Origin of the sequence: Aquincola agrisoli, from assembly GCF_036621135.1 — a bacterium.
Taxonomy (GTDB): Bacteria; Pseudomonadota; Gammaproteobacteria; order Burkholderiales; family Burkholderiaceae_C; genus Aquincola; species Aquincola agrisoli.
On the sequence record NZ_JAZIBG010000017.1, the window covers coordinates 340,223 to 359,003 of the forward strand.

The window sequence follows — 18,781 nt, forward strand, 5'->3', positions numbered from 1 at the left end:
TGCGCGTGGATTGAAACACGTATGAGGGCGGGCAGTCCTGCGAGGATGGCGGTCGTGCACCGATATTTCGGTGCGCGTGGATTGAAACTGTGTGCTGTTGTATGTCACGTTATGAGTCGTGTGTCGTGCACCGATATTTCGGTGCGCGTGGATTGAAACTCCGCGAGATCACGCGCAATCTCGGGCGCATTGGCCGTCGTGCACCGATATTTCGGTGCGCGTGGATTGAAACACATAGTTCTCGGCCGGATCACCGCCGAATGAGCGTCGTGCACCGATATTTCGGTGCGCGTGGATTGAAACCGCTTTGCGGGCGGCGTCAACAAACGCCTGAGCGGGTCGTGCACCGATATTTCGGTGCGCGTGGATTGAAACACCCTCCACGGTCACGCGGAGATCCTCTGGATTGGGTCGTGCACCGATATTTCGGTGCGCGTGGATTGAAACCTGACGAACATGGCTGCGACCCGTCCCGACATGGAGTCGTGCACCGATATTTCGGTGCGCGTGGATTGAAACCCGGGCTGGCAGGTGGACTGCGAAGACCGCATCTGTCGTGCACCGATATTTCGGTGCGCGTGGATTGAAACGAGATCCATCAGCCCCCCAGCAGCGCCTTGGCGGCGTCGTGCACCGATATTTCGGTGCGCGTGGATTGAAACATCGATGACGACATGAAGCGCGCCGCCTTGCGCTAGTCGTGCACCGATATTTCGGTGCGCGTGGATTGAAACACGTTCTGCCCTCATGGCCGCCTCGTGCTCGGCCTGTCGTGCACCGATATTTCGGTGCGCGTGGATTGAAACGTGTTGGTGGCGGCCTGCAGGCTGATTGGCTTGCGTCGTGCACCGATATTTCGGTGCGCGTGGATTGAAACATGCTTGCTCCTTCGCATCGAGCGCCACGATGGCGTCGTGCACCGATATTTCGGTGCGCGTGGATTAAAACAAACGGAGCGCCGCCATGCTGTCCTGGTCACCCCGTCGTGCACCGATATTTCGGTGCGCGTGGATTGAAACCTTGCTGTACAGCGCGTGCTGGTCGAACAGCCGGTGTCGTGCACCGATATTTCGGTGCGCGTGGATTGAAACCTCGTCACTGAGTGGCCTGCAATCGGTCATCGGCGTCGTGCACCGATATTTCGGTGCGCGTGGATTGAAACCCCTCGCCCGCTCGCGGAAGCGGGACGGACGCCGGTCGTGCACCGATATTTCGGTGCGCGTGGATTGAAACTGGCGCTATGCGTTCGCCATGCCGATCCGCGATGCGTCGTGCACCGATATTTCGGTGCGCGTGGATTGAAACTGCGTGGAGTCGATGGCATTGGTGCCGCTGGCATGGTCGTGCACCGATATTTCGGTGCGCGTGGATTGAAACCGCGAGACCTGGGCACGCATCGACGCGGAGACGAAGTCGTGCACCGATATTTCGGTGCGCGTGGATTGAAACCGCGCTCTCACCGCGCTGGAGCTTGGCGCATGATCGTCGTGCACCGATATTTCGGTGCGCGTGGATTGAAACTACACGGGGTCCGACGTGCGTGCCGCCATCGAGGCTGTCGTGCACCGATATTTCGGTGCGCGTGGATTGAAACCGCAGATCACCTCAGTGATGTTGAAACCTGACGCGTCGTGCACCGATATTTCGGTGCGCGTGGATTGAAACAAGGGTTGCGCGTGCCATGGCTCAAATGCCAAAGTCGTGCACCGATATTTCGGTGCGCGTGGATTGAAACGGCAACGGGCACCGTGAGTGCAGCGTGAGCCGCGTCGTGCACCGATATTTCGGTGCGCGTGGATTAAAACTTGGAGCTGCTCGATCTGGTGCGTGGCCTCGCTCAGTCGTGCACCGATATTTCGATGCGCGTGGATTGAAACCCCGTTCTGGGTGGCGGGAAGCCCCGTCCCCGCGTCGTGCACCGATATTTCGGCGCGCGTGGATTGAAACCGGCGCTGTCGCTCGACAGGTGGCTTGATCCGAGGGTCGTGCACCGATATTTCGGTGCGCGTGGATTGAAACGCCTGCACCCACGACGGCAGCCGCGGCGCCTGGGTGTCGTGCACCGATATTTCGGTGCGCGTGGATTGAAACACCGTGTGAGCCAGCATTGCGACCATCAGTCCGCGTCGTGCACCGATATTTCAGTGCGCGTGGATTGAAACAACGGAAAGCCTTGGTCATTGGCCCAGACTTCGAGTCGTGCACCGATATTTTGGTGCGCGTGGATTGAAACATCGCCAGGCGGTGCGCAGACACCTGCGCAGCGCGTCGTGCACCGATATTTCGGTGCGCGTGGATTGAAACCTTGACGCTCTTGCCGAAGAGCACCTGCACGAGCGTCGTGCACCGATATTTCGGTGCGCGCGGATTGAACCACGGGCCGCGTCCAGCGCTCCTCCCACATGCTGTGTCGTGCACCGATATTTCGGTGGGCGTGGATTGAAACGAGATCCCGACGTTCCAGAAGTACAGCCAGGCGCGTTGTGCACCGATATTTCGGTGCGCGTGGATTGAAACTGGCGTAGAGGCTCGGGCCTGCGGGCCGCGGCGGGGTCGTGCACCGATATTTCGGTGCGCGTGGATTGAAACAGCAGTCAGCGCCCGCTGGCACAGGGTGGTGATGGGTCGTGTACCGATATTTCGGTGCGCGCGGATTGAAACAAGGGCCAAGCGTCTAAGGAAGCAGCACTCGCTGGTCGTGCACCGATATTTCTGTGCGCGTGGATTGAAACTATTCCGGCTCACGACCGCCTCGCTCTCAGCAGCGTCGTGCACCGATATTTTGGTGCGCGTGGATTGAAACCTCAAGGTCGGCTGCTACCACTACATCGTTCGCCGCGGTCGTGCATCGATATTTCGGTGCGCGTGGATTGAAACGAGGCGATGACGCCGGAGCAGCAAGAGCGCCGCGGTCGTACACCAATATTTCGGTGCGCGTGGATTGAAACGCTGACCACGGCGACACCGCGGCGGACGTGCAACGTCGTGCACCGATATTTCGGTGCGCGTGGATTGAAACTCGCGCTGCAGGGCCTCGATGTCGGAGGTCTTGGGTCGTGCACCGATATTTCGGTGCGCGTGGATTGAAACGCGCTCTACGAGGCTCGCCGCGTGTGGCCCGATGGTCGTGCACCGACATTTCGGTGCGCGTGGATTGAAACGGTTCGAGAAACGTGAACGGCTCACGGTAGTTGGGTCGTGCACCGATATTTTCGGTGCGCGTGGATTGAAACCCGACCACGCCACCCGCCTGACCGGCAGCACGAAGTCGTGCACCGATATTCAGCGGCACGAGCACGCAGCTCGGGACGTTCGTGCACCGCGATATTTCGGTGCGCGTGGATTGAAACCCCACCTCCCCGCCGGGAGTGCCAGGGCCGCAGCATCGTGTCGATGCGCACCGATTGGAATTCGCAAATCGTGGCGCCGAGTTGCGTGCCGCGTCGAGGCCGTCTCCAACGTCGCTCTGAGCCTGCACTGACCCGCAAGTGCGTGGGCACTGTGCAAAGCGGCCTTCCGCATCACCGCCGCCCCTGCTCAACCACGGCGCCGGGGCCGCATGCAGCTCGCCGACGTATCGCTGCACCAGGCATCACAGTAGTTATCATCCCGCCGTCGTTGGTGCTCGCAGCCGCCGTCCGGTGGCTGCAGTTCAACGGGAATCAGGGAGGGTCGAGCCAACGGCGACACCCCAACCTGAGCTGCCCCCGCAACGGTAAGCGGACGGGAGCCCCGGCTCCCCGCTCGTGTCAACAGTCCACTGGGTGCTTCGCACCTGGGAAGGCGACACGGGTCGTTCCGCCAGCCCGGATACCGGCCAACGAAGCGGTGCGTCGCGCGAGCGGCGCGCCATGTGGTGTCTGCCGGCGCGGGGAAGCGCGCGGACACGCTGCATCGCAGGTGCCGAGAAGCCAAGTGCCCGGCCCCGGCGGTATCCGTTCGCGAGAGAACCGACCATGCACATCGAACCCGGCATGCTGGCGTCGCCGAAGATCCTCGGCGCCAACATCGCGGCCGCAGGCCTGCTGCTCTGCTACGCCCCCGCCCTGCTGAAGCGGCCCGCGCTGTGGCTGCGCACGCTGTTGGCGGCGGCCTTCTTCTCCGTCTTCATGCAGTCCTTCCACATGCCGGTGGGGCCGTCGGAGCTGCACTTCGTCGGCGCGATGCCGATCTACCTCACGTTGGGCTTCCTGCCCACGCTCTTCGGCTTCGCGCTCGGGCTGCTGATGCAGGGCCTGCTGTTCGAGCCGCAGGACCTGGTGCACCTGGCGGTCAACAGCCTGTCGCTGATGGTGCCGCTGATCGCGCTGCACCACACGCTGGGCAAGCGCATCGCGGCGCCCGCCGGCATCAAAACGATCCTCCAGCTCGACGCGGCCTACTACGCCGGCGTGGCCGCGATGGTGGGCTTCTGGCTGCTGATCGGCGAAGACGCCACCGCGCTGGCCGACTGGGCCGCGTTCGCCGCGTCGTACGGGGGCGTGGTGCTGCTGGAGCCGGTGTTCACGGTGCTGGTGTGCAAGGGCGTGGCCGCGGTGCGGCACGCCCGCTGGGCGCGCGCGTGCTTCGACGAGCGGCTGACCGCCGCCGCCTGAAGCCCGATCCGCGCCGCTGCGTGGGCCGGCCACCGATGTCAACGCCGGCCAGGCGGCGTACGAGCGTGCCCCCCGCCTGGGCCTTGGCCGGCCTGGCCGGCTGCGCGCTCGGCCCAGCGCTGGCCGGGGGGCCGGCGCCGCAGCGCATCGTGGCTTTGTCGCCCTCGCTGACCGAGGCGGTGTGCGCGCTCGGCCGCTGCGACCGGCTGGTCGCGACCGACCGGCATTCGGCCTGGCCGGCCACCGTCGCGGCGCTGCCCAAGGTGGGCGGCATCGCGGATGCGCAGATCGAGCGCATCGTCGCGATGAAGCCCGACCTCGTACTGCTCGGCCCGCGCAGCCGCGCCGGCGACCGGCTGGCCGACCTGGGCGTGCCGGTGCGTTCGTTCGACGCCCGCACCCATGCCGACCTGCGCCACACGCTGCTGGCGCTGGGCGACGCACTGGGCGAGCAGGCCAATGCGGTGCAGCTGGTGCGCCGCATCGACGAGCGCATCGCGGCCGCCGCGCGCCGCCTGCCGGCCGCCTGGCGCGGGCGCACGGTCTACGTGGAGGTCGGCAGCGGCGCCTATGCCGCGAGCGAGGCCAGCTTCATCGGCGAGACGCTCGCGCGCCTGGGGCTGGTGAACATCGTCGGCAGCGGCATGGGCCTCTTCCCCAAGCTCAACCCCGAGTTCGTGGCGCGCCGCGCGCCCGAGCTGATCATCGGCCCGCGCACCAGCCTGGGCGACTACGCCCGCCGCCCCGGCTGGGCCACGCTGCCGGCCGTGCGCCGCCAGCAGGTGTGCCTGCTCGACAACACGCAGTTCGACCTGCTGGCCATCCCCGGCCCGCGGCTCGGCGAAGCCGCCGACATGCTCGTGGACTGCCTGCTCGCGCTGCAATCCCGCTGAGTCCCTTCCTCTTCATCGCAAGACCCCGCCATGCAGACCCGCAAGATCCCCGCCACCGTCGTCACCGGCTTCCTCGGTGCCGGCAAGACCACGCTGCTGCGCGAGCTGCTCGCCAACGCGCAGGGCCGCCGCATCGCGGTCATCGTCAACGAGTTCGGTGAACTCGGCATCGACGGCGAGCTGCTGCGCGGCTGCGGCATCGGCTGCGACGAGGTGGGCGCGCCCGAAGGCCAGCTCTTCGAGCTGGCCAACGGCTGCCTGTGCTGCACGGTGCAGGAGGAGTTCTACCCGGTGATGGAACAGCTCGCCGCGCGGCGCGACCAGATCGACCACCTGGTGATCGAGACCTCGGGCCTGGCGCTGCCCAAGCCGCTGGTGCAGGCCTTCCAGTGGCCCACCATCCGCCACGCCTTCACGGTCGATGCCATCGTCACCGTGGTCGACGCGCCCGCGGTGGCCGCCGGCCGCTTCGCCGAAGACCCGGTGGCCGTCGACGCGCTGCGCCAGGCCGACGACAACCTCGACCACGAATCGCCGCTGTCGGAGCTGTTCGAAGACCAGCTCGCCACCGCCGACCTGGTGGTGCTGCACAAGACCGACGGCCTCGATGCGACGGCGCTGGCGCAGGTGGAAGCGGTGGTGCGCGCCGAGACGCAGCCCGGCGTCAAGCTGGTGCAGGCCCAGCACGGGCGCATCGACATCGGCGTGCTGCTGGGCCTGGAGCGCGCGGTGGAGGACGACATCGACCGCCGCAAGACGCACCACGACGACGAGGAAGACCACGACCACGACGCGTTCGAATCGGTGTGCCTCGAACCGGCCGTGACCGACCGCGAGCGGCTGCTGTCCGCGCTGGCGGCGCTGGTGGAACGCCACGACATCTACCGTGTGAAGGGCTTCGTCGCGCTGCCGGGCGCGGCGATGCGGCTCGTCGTGCAGGGCGTCGGCCGGCGCTTCGACAGCTACTTCGACCGCAGGTGGGCCGCCGGCGAGGCGCGCCGCACGCGGCTGGTGTGCATCGGCGCCGAGCTGGACGCGCGCGCGCTGCAGGCCGAGCTCGAAGCCGCGCTGGCCGGCGGACCGGCGCTCGCCTGAGCGCCGCCCAGCCCGTCGCCATGCACCTGCTGTCCACACGCGCCGCGGGCCACGTCGACGACGACGGCCGCGGCGTGGTGCGCGTGGAGCAGACGCCCGGCGACGTGGTGGTGCTGAGCGCGGCCGACACGACGCTGGCCCTGCTGAGCGATGCTGCGGCCGCGCTGCCCGAGGGCTACCCGGCGGTACGCCTCGCCAACCTGATGTGGCTGCGGCAGCCGGCGTCGACCGACATGTACGTCGACGACGTGTTGCGGCATGCGCGCGTGGTCGTGATCGACCACCTGGGCAGCAGCGCCGACTGGGGCTATCTCGTCGAACGTGCGACGCAGGTGGCCCGCGAGCGCAGGCAGTGGCTCGCGATGTTCTCGGGCGACTTTGCCGAAGACCCGCAGCTGCTGCTGCGCAGCACCGCCACGCACGACGACTGCCGCCACCTGTGGCGCTGCCTGCGCGAGGGCGGGCCGGCCAACGCGCGCAGCTTCTATGCACTGATCGGCCACGCGGCCTTCGGCGTCGGTGCACGGCCTGAAGCGCCGCGGCCGCTGCCGCCCGCGGCGGTGTACCGCCTGCCCCCCGGCGGCGGCGAGCGGCCGGTGGCGCTGCTGGTGTTCTACCGCGCGCACCTGCAGGCCGGGAACACCGCGGTGTTCGACGCGATGCTGAGCGCACTGGACACCGCCGGGCTCGACGCCGTGGCGCTGGCCGTCGATTCGCTGAAGAACGCCACCAGCCTGGCGGTGCTGCGCCGCCTGGCCGACGAGCACCGCGTGGCCGTCGTGCTCAACGCCACCAGCTTCGCCGTGTCGGCGATGGGCCGCATCGACACCGCGGGTGCCGGCGCCGAGTACGACGCCCTGTGCGGCGACGTGCCGGTGCTGCAGCTGGTCACCTCCGGTGGCACCTTCGAGCAATGGCAGGACGACCCGCACGGCCTGTCGCCGCGCGACATGGCGATGCAGGTGGTGCTGCCCGAGGTGGATGGCCGCATCGCCACGCGCGCCATCAGCTTCAAGGGCCTGGCGCACCGCTGCGAACGCACCGAGGTCGACATCGTGCGCTACCAGCCCGAGCCCGAGCGCATGGCCTTCGTGGCCGAACTAGCGCGGCGCTGGTGCGTGCTGCGCCGCAAGCCCAACGCCGAAAAGCGGCTGGCGCTGGTGCTGGCCAACTACCCGAACGACGACGGCCGCCTCGCCAACGGCGTGGGGCTGGACACGCCGGCCTCCACCATCGGCATCCTGCGGCAGCTGCAGGCGCAGGGCTACGACACCGGCCCGCTGCCCGCCGACGGCGGTGCGTTGATCGACGCGCTGGTGCGCGGCGTGACCAACGACACCGATGCCAACGACGCGCGCCCCGCCTTCCAGAGCCTGGCGCTGGCCGACCACCTCGATGCGCTGCAGGCGCTGCCCGCCGAAAGCCGCACCGCGGTCGACGCGCTGTGGGGCCCGCCGGAGCAGGATCCGATGCTGCGTGCCGGCCGCTTCATGATCCCCGGGCTGCGGCTGGGTGCCGTGTTCGTCGGCATCCAGCCGGCGCGCGGCCGTGACCTCGACGTGGTGGCCACGTACCACGATGCCGACCTGGTGCCGACGCATGGCTACATCGCCTTCTACACCTGGCTGCGCCGAAGCTTCGGCATCGATGCCGTCGTGCACGTCGGCAAGCACGGCAACCTCGAATGGATGCCGGGCAAGAGCGTGGCGCTGGGCGCCGTGTGCTGGCCCGACGCGCTGCTCGGCCCGCTGCCGCACCTGTACCCCTTCATCGTCAACGACCCCGGCGAAGGCAGCCAGGCCAAGCGGCGCACGCAGGCGGTGATCGTCGACCACCTGATGCCCCCCCTCACCCGCGCCGAGAGCTACGGCCCGCTGCAGCGGTTGGAGCGGCAGATGGACGCGTACTACGAGGCGCTGTCGCTCGACCCGCGGCGCGCGCGGCGGCTGCGCGAAGACATCCTGCAGCGCGCGATCGACGAGCGCCTGCACGAGGAACTGGGGTTCCCCGCGCAGCCCGATGCGGCGCAGCGCGAGGCCTTGCTGAAGCGGCTCGACGCCTACCTGTGCGAGATCAAGGAATCGCAGATCCGCGACGGCCTGCACGTGTTCGGCCAGTCGCCGCAGGGCCGGCAGCGCACCGACACGCTGGTGGCGCTGGCGCGTTTTCCGTGCGGCGCGGCACCGGACCAGGCCGGGCTGCTGGCGGCGTTGGCGGCCGACCTGGGCCTCGAAGGCTTCGAGCCCTTCGGCGCCGACCCGGGTGCGCCTTGGCATGGGCCGCGCCCGGCCGCGCTCGAAGCGATGGGCGACGAGCCGTGGCGCCACGCCGGGCACACGCGCGAGCGGCTCGAACGGCTGGCGGCGCAGGTCGTCGACCGCCATGCCGGCGCCGGCGGCACCGAGGGCACCGCACCGCTCGACGCGGCCGCCTGGCCGCGCACCGCCCCCGTGCTGCAGCGCCTGGCCCATCGCCTGGGGCCGGCGCTCGACGCCTGCGGCCCCCAGGAGACGGCGCAGCTGATGCGCGCGCTCGAAGGCCGCTTCGTGCCCGCCGGCCCCAGCGGCGCACCGTCGCGCGGCCGGCCCGACACGCTGCCCACCGGCCGCAACTTCTACTCGGTCGACACCCGCGCCGTGCCTTCGCCCGCCGCCTATGCGATGGGTGCCGCAGCGGCGCAGCGGCTGATCGAACGCCACGCGCAGGACCACGGCGCCGCGCCCCAGGCGATCGGCCTGTCGGTCTGGGGCACGGCCACGATGCGCACCGCCGGCGAGGACATCGCGCAGGCCTTCGCGCTGCTCGGCGTGCGGCCCAAGTGGGCGGCCGGCAGCGAGCGCGTGGTCGACGTCGAAGTGCTGCCGATGGCCATCACCGACCGGCCGCGCGTGGACGTGACGCTGCGCGTCTCGGGCTTCTTCCGCGACGCGTTCCCCAACCTGATCGACCTCTTCGACAGCGCGGTGCGGGCCGTCGCCGAGGCCGACGAGCCCGAGGACGTCAACCCCATCCGCGCCCGGGTGCGGCGGGAGGCCGCAGCCGCGCGGCAGCAAGGCATGGACGAGGCCGCCGCGCAGCGCCACGCCACCTGGCGCGTGTTCGGGCCGCGGCCGGGCGGCTACGGCGCCGGGCTGCAGGAGCTGATCGCGAGCGGCCGGTGGGAGACCGCCGCCGACCTGGGCCGCGCGTACCTGCGCGCCGGCGGCTTCGCCTACGGGCAGGGGCAGCACGGCGCGCCGGCCGCCGAGCGCTTCGAGCAGCGTCTGGCGCAGGTGGAGGCGGTGCTGCACAACCAGGACAACCGCGAGCACGACGTGCTCGACTCCGACGACTACTACCAGTTCCAGGGCGGCATGGCTGCGGCGGCGGCGCAACTGGCCGGCCGGCCGGCGGCGCTGTACCACGGCGACTTCAGCGTGCCCGGCGCGCCGCGCATCCGGCCGCTGCGCGAGGAGGTGGCGCGTGTGCTGCGCTCGCGCGCCGTCAACCCGAAGTGGATCGCCGGGGTGAAGCGCCACGGCTACAAGGGCGCGTTCGAGATCGCCGCCACCGTCGACTACCTGTTCGCCTTCGATGCCACCACCGGGGTGGTTGGCGACCACCAGTACGCGCTGGTCGCGGATGCCTACCTGCACGACGACGAAACGCGCGGGTTCATGGCGCGGCACAACCCGCAGGCGTTGCGCGCGGTCGGCGAACGGCTGCTCGAAGCCATGCGGCGCGGCCTGTGGGAAGCGCCGGGCGAGCATCGCGAACGCATCGAGCAACACCTGCTGGCGCTGGAAGACAGGCTCGAAGATGCCTAGACAGGAAACCGCATGATCTTCCCCTTCACCGCGCTGGTCGGCCAGCCGCTGCTGCAGCGCGCGCTGGTGCTGGCCGCCATCGACCCCGGCATCGGCGGCGTGCTGGTGACCGGCCCGCGCGGCACGGCCAAGTCGACCGCCGCGCGCGCGCTAGCCGAGCTGCTGCCGCATGCCGGCGGCGCGTCGCCCTCGCCCTTCGTCACGCTGCCGCTGTCGGCCACGCTGGAGCAGCTCGTCGGCACGCTCGACGTGGAAGCCGCGCTGCAGGACAGCCGCGTGCGCCTGGCGCCCGGGCTGCTGGCGCGCGCGCACGGCGGCGTGTTGTACGTGGACGAAGTGAACCTGCTGCCCGACGCGCTGGTCGACGCGCTGCTGGATGCGGCCACGAGCGGCGTCAACACCGTCGAGCGCGACGGCATCTCGCACAGCCATGCCGCCCGCTTCGTGCTGGTCGGCACGATGAACCCCGAGGAAGGCGCGCTGCGGCCGCAGCTGCTCGACCGCTTCGGGCTGTCGGTGGCGCTGGCCAACCCGGCGAGCGCCGACGACCGCGTGGCCATCCTGCGCGCGCGGCTGGCCTTCGATGCCGAGCCGCAGGCCCTGCGCGCGCTGCACGCACCGCAGGCGCAGCGGCTGGCCGCCGCCATCGCCGCGGCGCGCGCCGCGCTGGCGCGCACCGGGTGGCCCGAGGACGTGCTCGGCCACGCCGCGCACCTGGCGCTGCAGGCCGGCGTCGACGGCGTGCGGGCCGACCTGGTGATGGTGCGTGCGGCGCGCGCGCTGGCGGCGTTCGAAGGCAGCGAGGTGACGCCGGCGCACGTCGACGCCGTGGCGAGCTTGGCGCTGGCGCATCGGCGGCACACCCCGGCCGAGGCGCCCGGCCCGGCGCCACGTGCGATGCCGCCTTCGCCCTCGCCGCCGAAGGCGGATCGGCCCGAGACGCCGTCCACCGCCGGGTCGATGCAGGCACCGGCGCCCCGGCCCTCGGGCGCACCCGCGGCCGCGCCGGCAGCACCCTCCGGCAACCACCGTCCGTCCGCCGCCACCGAAGGCGGCTGGGGCGCCCTGCCCGCGCAGCCCGAAGCCGCGCTGCGCATCGACAGCCTGGGAGACTGGCTGCCAAAAAAAGCCTGAGCCGCCGCGGCCTGGCGATCACGGCAGGCCGCGGACGGCGCACCGCTGCCCGGCAGCACGCGGCGCCCACCGGCACGGCCGCCCGGCCGAACGGTGTCGCCTGGGTGCCGACGCTGATCGCCAAGGGGGCAACGCCGCTGCAGCGCGAGCACCTCCAGTGGCGAACCGCGGTGCCCGGCGGCAGGCGGCTGCACTGCATCGTGCTCGACGGCTCCGCCTCGATGCGGCGCGCCGGCGGCCTGGCGCGCGCGAAGGGCCTCGCGGACCGGCTGATCGCCGACGCGGCGCAGGCCGGCGACGCGGTGGCCGTGCTGGGCCTCAACGGCCAGGGCGTGCAGTGGCTGCTGCAGGCGCGGCGCGCACGTGGCGCCGACACGGCCGGGCTGCAGCGCTTCGGCACCGGCGGCGGCACGCCGCTGCGGCTGGCGCTGGCCCAGGCCCAGGCCTGGCTGCAGCAGGCCTCGCAGCGCCGGGCGGGCACCGAGCGCTGGCTGTGGCTGCTGACCGACGGCCGCACGCTCGACACCCCCGCGCGGCCGACGGCCGCCGAACACATCGTGATCGTCGACTTCGACGATCCCCGCCACCCGCTGGGCCGCGCCGCGGCCTGGGCCGTGCCCTGGGGCGCGACGCACTGCGCCGCGGCCGAACTCGATCTCCAACGCCGATGACCGACGTCCACGTCTGCACCACCTGCCGCCCCGCCGGGGCCGACCGAAACCTGCCCGCCGCGGGCCTGCTGCTGCTGGAAGCGGTGCAGCGCGCCGCGCTGCCGCACGGGCCCGCCGTGCGGGTGCACGGCACGGCCTGCATGAGCGGCTGCTCGCGCGCCTGCACCGTCGCGCTGATGGCCCCCGGCAAGACGACCTACTTCTTCGGCGACCTGCCCGCGGACGACCGCGCGGCCGAGGAAGTGCTCGCCTGCGCACGGCTGCACGCGGCCAGCGCCGATGGCCTGATGGCGCGCAACGACCGGCCGCCGCTGCTGCGCAACGGCATCCTGGCGCGGCTGCCGGCGGCACCGGTCTTGGCATCGGCCGCGGGGCAGTTGCCCGAGACGGCGTAACGCCGCATCGCGGCGCCCGCCGGCGTTCCCGGCAAGCCAGGGCGGTGCAGCCTCGTGCCGCTCCAGCTATCGCCGCCGCTGCGCCGCCCTGACCGCCCCCGCCGCCGCCGCCACGCGCGCCGCGCCCTGCCTGGCGAGCCGCAGCCTGCGCTGCAGCCAGGGCAGCAGCGGCTCATTGACGGTGAGGGGCGGGAGCCGGAGTTCGCCGACGCCCTGGACCGTGTCGCCGCTCTGCGGCTCGGGTGCCGCGGACTGCGGATCGGCCGCGTCCAGCAGGCGGTCGATGTCCGCCGCGGCCGTGCGCAAGGCCTCCTCCGACGCCGCGCGGTCGAGCCGATCGGCCCGGCGCGTCAGCATGGTGCGCACGGCGGCGAGTTGCGCCAGCAGCACGTGGCACTGCGTGAGCAGCGTCGCCATCGCGTACAGCGGCACCTGCACGCTCTGCGGCTCGGCGCGGGTGCGCTGCGCGCTCGCCGCGATGCCGCCGATGGCCTCGTAGACCTCCCGCCGGGCCAGGCGCAGCGCGACGTCGCGCTCGCCCGGCTCGGGCCAGCGCAGCGCCTCGCGCACCAGCGCACGCAGGCTGGCCTGCACGCGGTCGACCAGGCGGCCCAGGCCGCGCCGCTCCCAGGCCGGCAGCACGTAGCTGAAGCCCCAGGCCAGCAGCGCGCCCAGCACGGTGTCGGCCAGCCGCTCGCCGACGCCGAAGCCGCCGCTCGGATCGGCCAGGTGCGCCTGCACCAGCGCCATCACCGTGGCCGCCGTGGCCGTGACGAGGTAGCGCACGTTGACGAAGGCGTGCGCCGTGCCCGCCGCCACCAGGAACACCAGGCTCGACAGCAGCGGCGCATGCACCAGCGACAGCAGCAGCACCAGCAGGCAGCCCAGCACGGTGCCGGCCACCCGCGCATCGCGCCGCGACAGCGTCTGGTCGAGGTTGCCGCGCAGCACCACCGCGACGCTGAGCACCAGCCAGTGCGGATGCGAGGCCCACGGCAGCGCCAGCGCCAGGAAGTACGCGGCCCCCAGCGCCACCGCGCTGCGGATGGCATGCCGCAGGATGGGTGAACTCATGCGCAGGTGCAGCTTCAGCGCCGCGAGCGGCCAGCCTTCGGGCGACACGAAGAAGCGCAGCTCCTCGGGGCTCAGCGGCTTGGGCACGTCGATGCCGGCCAGCGCGGCCTGCATGCGCCCCAGGTCGTCCGCGATGTGGCGCGAGCGGTCGAGCAGCGCGGTGGCCAGCGCCCTGCGCGAAGGCTCGGCGCCGAACTGCTCGACCGCGTCGGTCAGCGCGGGGCGGTGCATCACGGAGGGCGCATCGCCGGGCAGGCCGAGCTGCAGTGCCAACGCCATGCGGTCGAGGGCGCCGGCGGCGGCATCGACGGTGGCGGCGAGCTGGCTGCGCAGGCGCTCGGCCGGCGCATCATGGCCGAGCAGGTCGAGGTCGAGTTCGCTGCCGAGCAGCGTGTCGCGCAGGTCGATGGCCAGCAGCAGCACCGCGATGCGGCGCGGCGCATCGGGGGCGTCGGCGGCCTCGAAGAGCAGGTCGCGCGCGGTCTGCAGGCGCTCGTCGAGCAGCACCTGGCGCGCCATCCAGTCCTGCAGCGGCGGCGCGCCCTCGGGGCGCATGCGGTCCTGCAGCAGCAGCGCCGAACGCGACCGCAGCAGCGCCGCCGTGGCTTCCAGCACGCCGGCCAGCGCCAGCCCGCGGTAGCGCGGCTGCAGCACCCGCGCGGCGAGCACCGACCACGCCAGGTAGAGGCCGCTGCCGAACGCCGTCCACCCCGCGTGCTCGGCCTGCTGCATCCAGCCGGGCAGCGGCGGAGCGGCCATCGTGAAGACGACGGCCAGCATCGGCACGAAGGAGATGGGGCCCGCGCGCACGCCCCAGGCGAGCATGAGGCTGGACACGAAGGCCAGCACCGTGACGAGCCCGCCGAGCGCCAGATCATGCGTGCGCAGCATCATCACCAGCACGCTGGAGACGAAGCCGGCCGCCGCCGCCGTGCCCACGCGCCGCCAGGTGCGGCGCGGCGGGTTGGGCGTGTCGGCCAGGCTGGCGAAGATGGCGCCGCCGGAGGCGGTGAACGCGGCGGCCGGCCCGCCCAGCAGCCCGCTGACGAGCTGGACCAGCAGCACGCCCATCGCCACGCTGATGCCGTTGACGCCATGCGCCGGCACGTGCCAGGGCCAGCGGCGGCGCAGGGCGGCGGTCAGCATGCGGCGGGCGCGAGGGCGCTGGCGGATGAAGGCATCGGCAGGGAAGGCAGCGGTGTGAGCGGCGCATTCTGCCGCCGCCGGCGTGCCGGTGAGCGTCCGGGCCGTCCGGGATGCCCCGAGCCCGCGGCGGGGCGGGCGCACGCAGGTAAAGTTCACCGCTCCAAGCCAGGAGAGCAGTGAATGAAGAAGTACTGGGCTCTGAGCCACCTCGCGGTGGCCCTCGCGGTGGCCGCCGGGCTGCTGGCAGGCTGCGGCGGCGGCAGCGACGACGAGGCCGGCGGCAACCCGTCGGCGGACACCTACAACGTGCGGGCGGCGATGGCCAACCTGCTGACGCAGGGCGGCTCGTGGACGGGGCTGGCGGGGCGTGCCAGCAACGGCGTCAACTACACCGTGGCGCTGAGCTCGACGCCCGGGGCGCGCCAGAACTTCCCCAAGACCGGCGAGTTGCTCGACCGCACCACGCAGGTCCTCACGGTCGAAGGCGGGGGCGAACGGCTGTCGGCGAGCACGTCGGTCTACTACAACCGCACGACGGGCAAGCTGGCGGGCACGCTCGACGAGGACAACAACTGCAGCGTGATCACGCACACCGTCGACACCCTGCCCACGGCGGCACGCGCCGGCGACAACGGCGAGTACTTCCGGACCGTGGACTACACGGGCTGCAGCAGCGTCATTCCCACGGGCGGCAGCCGCACCAACTGGTCGCTGGACGCGGTGGGCGGCAGGGCGTACTTCTGCCTCAGCACGACCTACACCGACGGCAGCGGGGTCGAATCGGAATGCGTGCAGGTGGAGACGGACGGCTCGCTGCGCCAGAAGGCCCGGGTGTTCCTGCGCCTGATCGACGGCGGCGACACGTTCGAGCTGGACGCCTCCAACTGACGGGCCGGCCCTGAGCCGGCGGAACGGCCGGCGGCGGATGTTGGGCGGATCGCGAGGTTGTCGCATGCGCGCCTGCGCGCCAGGGGCGTTGCGTCGACGGGCATGCGCGTTGCCGGCGGTACGCCAACGCCAGTCCGCCAAACGGGACCCGAAGATGACGGCCACGATCAACCCCGACCACGCCCTCGACGCGCCTGGCACTTCGAGCGCGCCCCCGCCGCCCGAGACGGCGTCGGCCACGGATCGCGTCGCGGTCGTCTACCGCATGGTCATGCCCGAGCACGTCTGCCCTTTCGGCCTGAAGTCGGTGGACCTGCTGAAGCGCCGAGGTTTTGCAATCGACGATCGATGGATCCGGACGCGGGATGAACAGGAGGCGCTCAAGGCACGCTGGCAGGTCGAGTCGACGCCGCAAACCTTCATCGGCGGCCGGCGCATCGGCGGGTGGGACGAGCTGCGTCGCCACTTCGGCCAGCACGTCCGTGCCGCGGACGATACCTCCTACGTGCCTGTGGTCGTGGTCTTCGGCGTGGCGGCCACGCTCACCCTCGCATTCGCCTGGGCGATGCAACGGACCGACGACACGCCCGCGCTGCTGAGGTGGTTCATCGCGACCACGATGTGCCTGCTGGCCATGCTGAAGCTCCAGGACATCGAGCGCTTCTCGACGATGTTTCTCAACTACGACCTGCTCGCCCGGCGCGTGGTGCGCTACGCCTACGTCTACCCATGGGCGGAGTTCGGCGCAGGTGCCCTGATGCTGGCTGGGGTCGCGACGTCGCTGGCCGCGCCGCTGGCGCTCTTCGTCGGCACCGTCGGTGCGGTCTCGGTGTTCAAGGCGGTCTACGTCGATCGGCGCGAGTTGAAATGCGCATGCGTCGGTGGCGCTGGTTCGGTGCCGCTCGGGTTCGTGTCGCTGACCGAGAACCTGCTCATGATCGGAATGGGCGCCTGGATGCTGGCCGTGTAGCAGCGCGATCGCCGCCAGGGCATGGACCGGCGACGAGGACGCGAGACACGAAGGCGATTGGGTGTCGTCACGCGGTCAGGCGCGCTGCCAGCTCCTGGTGGTGGACGACACGAATCGCCCGAGCCGCTCTGCCAGCGTGCGTGCCGATGGCGTTGTGAGTGAGGGTGCGATCTCGCGCGTGGCCTGGTCGATGGCTGTGGGCACGCGGCCGGCCATGTCGCGCGCCTGCTGAGCCAGGAACCGCGGTTGCATGCCCAGTTGCCTGGCCATCAGCGCCAGGTGCTCGGCCCCCATCTCGCCCGGCCTGACCTCGCCGCCGATCGCCAACGCGAACTCGGGCGACAGGCCCGGGTACAGCCACGTGCACATCAGGTCGTAGAACGGCGTCAGTGTCACCCCCTGGCCGGGCACGCTGTAGATCGACAGGTTCTTGGCGTGGCTGTCGTTGTTGCCGACGTACAGGTTGAAGAACACCCAGCGCACCAGGTGGCGCAGGTCGACGGCGGGCTGCGCGCTGTAGCGGCGGATCAGTTCGGCGCAGGTGGCGAGGCCCGGGCCGCCTTCCTTCTCGTACTTGCGGTCCGACACGGTACCGGCCAACTGGCACAGGTCGTACTGCACCAGCCGCGCCAGCGTGCCGTCGGGGCGGAGCTGGCGGTCGAAGCGGCGCACGACGCAGGCTTCGGTTTGCGGTTCGTAGAAGACCTCGGCCGTCGGCAGGCCAGCCAGCGCGGCGGCGCGCATCACGATGGCCTCGTTTGCTGCGGAGTGCCAGACCTTGGCCAGGCGGCGGATGTTGGGCTTGAGGATGTGGGTCGAGGGGGAGGTGCCCTTTGGCAGCCGGGGCACGCCGTCGTCGAACAGCGCGATGCTGGTCTTGTCCTGCGCCCCCGCCAGCGAGATGCGGGCGCCTTGCTCGTGGATGTCGATCGCGGAAGCCGACCGCTTGGCCAGGATCGCGGCGATGGCCTCCCAGGTCGTCGCTTCGTAGCGGGGCGGTTCCGGCATCTGCCCGGGTGCCACCAGCACAAAGGCGCCCGCAGTGTCGCCAGCCACCTCCCGCAGCAGCGAGAAGAGCGTGGACGCCTTGCGCTGGGCGGCCAGGTAGTCGCGCAGTTCGCCCTCGGGCAGCAGGTTCTCGAAGAAGGCCTGCACCTCGGGCGTGGCCTGCCGGCCAGGCTGCAGTTGGATGGCGGCCAGCGACATGCGCCGCGCGCCACTCAGCCAGCCGGGTGCGTACTCGAAGGCCAGCGGCGCGCTGTCGTGCACGGCGCCGACCAGGTCGCTGCCGTAGTAGACATCCAGCCGGTCAGGCCGTGGCTGCATCAACCGCGCCTCACAGCGAGGAGATCGAACGAGAGGCCTTGGTGCGCACCACCACCTCCAGGCCCAGCAGGTCCATGAGGTCCAGCACCTTCTGCAGTTGCACCGTCGGCTTGCCGTTCTCCAGGTCCACGATGAAGCGGTTGCCGGTATTGCCCAGGCCCGCCAAGTCGAGTTGCTTCAGGGCCAGCCGCTTCCGCTGCTCACGGATCACGGCGCCCAACTCCACGGAGGAACGGATCGGCGTCTCTGAGCCGGTAGAGTGACCGAGCGGTAAGTCTTGGGCCGACGGCGGCATGGCAGGCGCTTGAAGTTACCTTTCGGTCATTTTTGGCGCTGACCGGTTGGAGGTCAAGCAAAAAATGACTGATCGGTAATCAGCATCCCAGCGGCGGTCGTCGCGTGAAAACGCCCGCTTGCGGGCGAGTTCCTTGCCGCCCGCGTCCGCGAGACCCCCTGAACCCTCACTCGATGTTCTGCACCTGAATGTCGAAATCGACGCTAAGTGCTTGTCGAAGAAAATGATTTGCCTCTCAGCCATCCCAAACACCCCACAACTCACCCCACGGGCTGCGAATGCTGCGCCGTGCTGTGGTCGCTCCAGGAGGAGGCGTGCAGCGAGCTGAACTTTAGCTGTAAAGGATGTTGAGCCGGCCGCGGAGCCACAAGGGCTTGCAATCCCCAAGGGCCTGTTTGAAGCGCCCCGGAGTTCGCGGAGGCCAGTTGCTTTGAGTCAGACGTTGATCGCGGCCTGACCAGCGCGGTTGGAATGGTATCGGTCCTCGAACTCG

12 protein-coding genes, 1 CRISPR repeat array and 1 riboswitch (1 of these 14 only partly in view) are annotated in these 18,781 nt (G+C 70.6%); of the genes, 9 read left to right on the forward strand and 3 right to left on the reverse strand.

The genetic code is table 11. The features are described from left to right. Nucleotides 1-3,161: direct repeats of the CRISPR family, unit length 37 nt; unit sequence GTCGTGCACCGATATTTCGGTGCGCGTGGATTGAAAC; it begins 1,592 nt to the left of the window's first position. Nucleotides 3,162-3,602: 441 nt separating this feature from the next. Beyond that, a riboswitch (cobalamin riboswitch) is annotated at nucleotides 3,603-3,836 on the forward strand. Between the two features lie 120 nt (nucleotides 3,837-3,956). The 7 genes from V4F39_RS06205 (at nucleotide 3,957) to V4F39_RS06235 (ending at nucleotide 12,589) form a co-directional block, all read left to right on the forward strand. Then, the gene (locus tag V4F39_RS06205; RefSeq protein WP_332288438.1) at nucleotides 3,957-4,595 is read left to right on the forward strand and encodes an energy-coupling factor ABC transporter permease; all 639 of its coding nucleotides are present in this window, start codon (nucleotides 3,957-3,959) and stop codon (nucleotides 4,593-4,595) included. A gap of 65 nt (nucleotides 4,596-4,660) precedes the next feature. Next, a complete protein-coding gene (locus V4F39_RS06210) occupies nucleotides 4,661-5,488 on the forward strand; it encodes an ABC transporter substrate-binding protein (protein WP_332288439.1) in 828 nt (275 codons plus the stop codon). Between the two features lie 30 nt (nucleotides 5,489-5,518). After that, nucleotides 5,519-6,583 (forward strand): cobalamin biosynthesis protein CobW, encoded by a 1,065-nt coding sequence (gene cobW, locus V4F39_RS06215; protein ID WP_332288440.1) that lies wholly within the window; start codon nucleotides 5,519-5,521, stop codon nucleotides 6,581-6,583. 20 nt (nucleotides 6,584-6,603) lie between these two features. Continuing rightward, nucleotides 6,604-10,389, forward strand: coding sequence for a cobaltochelatase subunit CobN (gene cobN, locus V4F39_RS06220; RefSeq protein ID WP_332288441.1), 3,786 nt, complete (start codon nucleotides 6,604-6,606; stop codon nucleotides 10,387-10,389). 12 nt (nucleotides 10,390-10,401) lie between these two features. Next, nucleotides 10,402-11,523: a magnesium chelatase ATPase subunit I gene (locus tag V4F39_RS06225; RefSeq protein ID WP_332288442.1), complete on the forward strand. Its 1,122-nt coding sequence runs from the start codon at nucleotides 10,402-10,404 to the stop codon at nucleotides 11,521-11,523. Nucleotides 11,524-11,627: 104 nt separating this feature from the next. After that, complete coding sequence (locus tag V4F39_RS06230; RefSeq protein ID WP_332288443.1) at nucleotides 11,628-12,194, forward strand: VWA domain-containing protein; 567 nt, start codon at nucleotides 11,628-11,630, stop codon at nucleotides 12,192-12,194. After that, the gene (locus tag V4F39_RS06235) at nucleotides 12,191-12,589 is read left to right on the forward strand and encodes a DUF1636 domain-containing protein (RefSeq protein WP_332288444.1); all 399 of its coding nucleotides are present in this window, start codon (nucleotides 12,191-12,193) and stop codon (nucleotides 12,587-12,589) included. The genes V4F39_RS06230 and V4F39_RS06235 overlap by 4 nt, the downstream gene beginning before the upstream one ends. Nucleotides 12,590-12,655: 66 nt before the next feature. Here the strand turns inward: V4F39_RS06235 and V4F39_RS06240 are convergent, their stop codons facing one another. Beyond that, on the reverse strand, nucleotides 12,656-14,809 hold the full coding sequence (locus tag V4F39_RS06240) for an FUSC family protein (protein ID WP_332288445.1): 2,154 nt from the start codon (nucleotides 14,807-14,809) through the stop codon (nucleotides 12,656-12,658). Between the two features lie 180 nt (nucleotides 14,810-14,989). On the opposite strand from V4F39_RS06240, the gene V4F39_RS06245 reads away from it, so the two are divergent. Continuing rightward, a complete protein-coding gene (locus V4F39_RS06245; protein WP_332288446.1) occupies nucleotides 14,990-15,697 on the forward strand; it encodes a hypothetical protein in 708 nt (235 codons plus the stop codon). Between the two features lie 154 nt (nucleotides 15,698-15,851). After that, nucleotides 15,852-16,667 (forward strand): glutaredoxin, encoded by an 816-nt coding sequence (locus V4F39_RS06250; protein WP_332288447.1) that lies wholly within the window; start codon nucleotides 15,852-15,854, stop codon nucleotides 16,665-16,667. 75 nt (nucleotides 16,668-16,742) lie between these two features. Here the strand turns inward: V4F39_RS06250 and V4F39_RS06255 are convergent, their stop codons facing one another. Further along, a complete protein-coding gene (locus V4F39_RS06255) occupies nucleotides 16,743-17,993 on the reverse strand; it encodes a type II toxin-antitoxin system HipA family toxin (protein ID WP_332288448.1) in 1,251 nt (416 codons plus the stop codon). Between the two features lie 10 nt (nucleotides 17,994-18,003). After that, complete coding sequence (locus V4F39_RS06260; protein ID WP_332288449.1) at nucleotides 18,004-18,219, reverse strand: type II toxin-antitoxin system Y4mF family antitoxin; 216 nt, start codon at nucleotides 18,217-18,219, stop codon at nucleotides 18,004-18,006. Nucleotides 18,220-18,781: the final 562 nt, after the last annotated feature.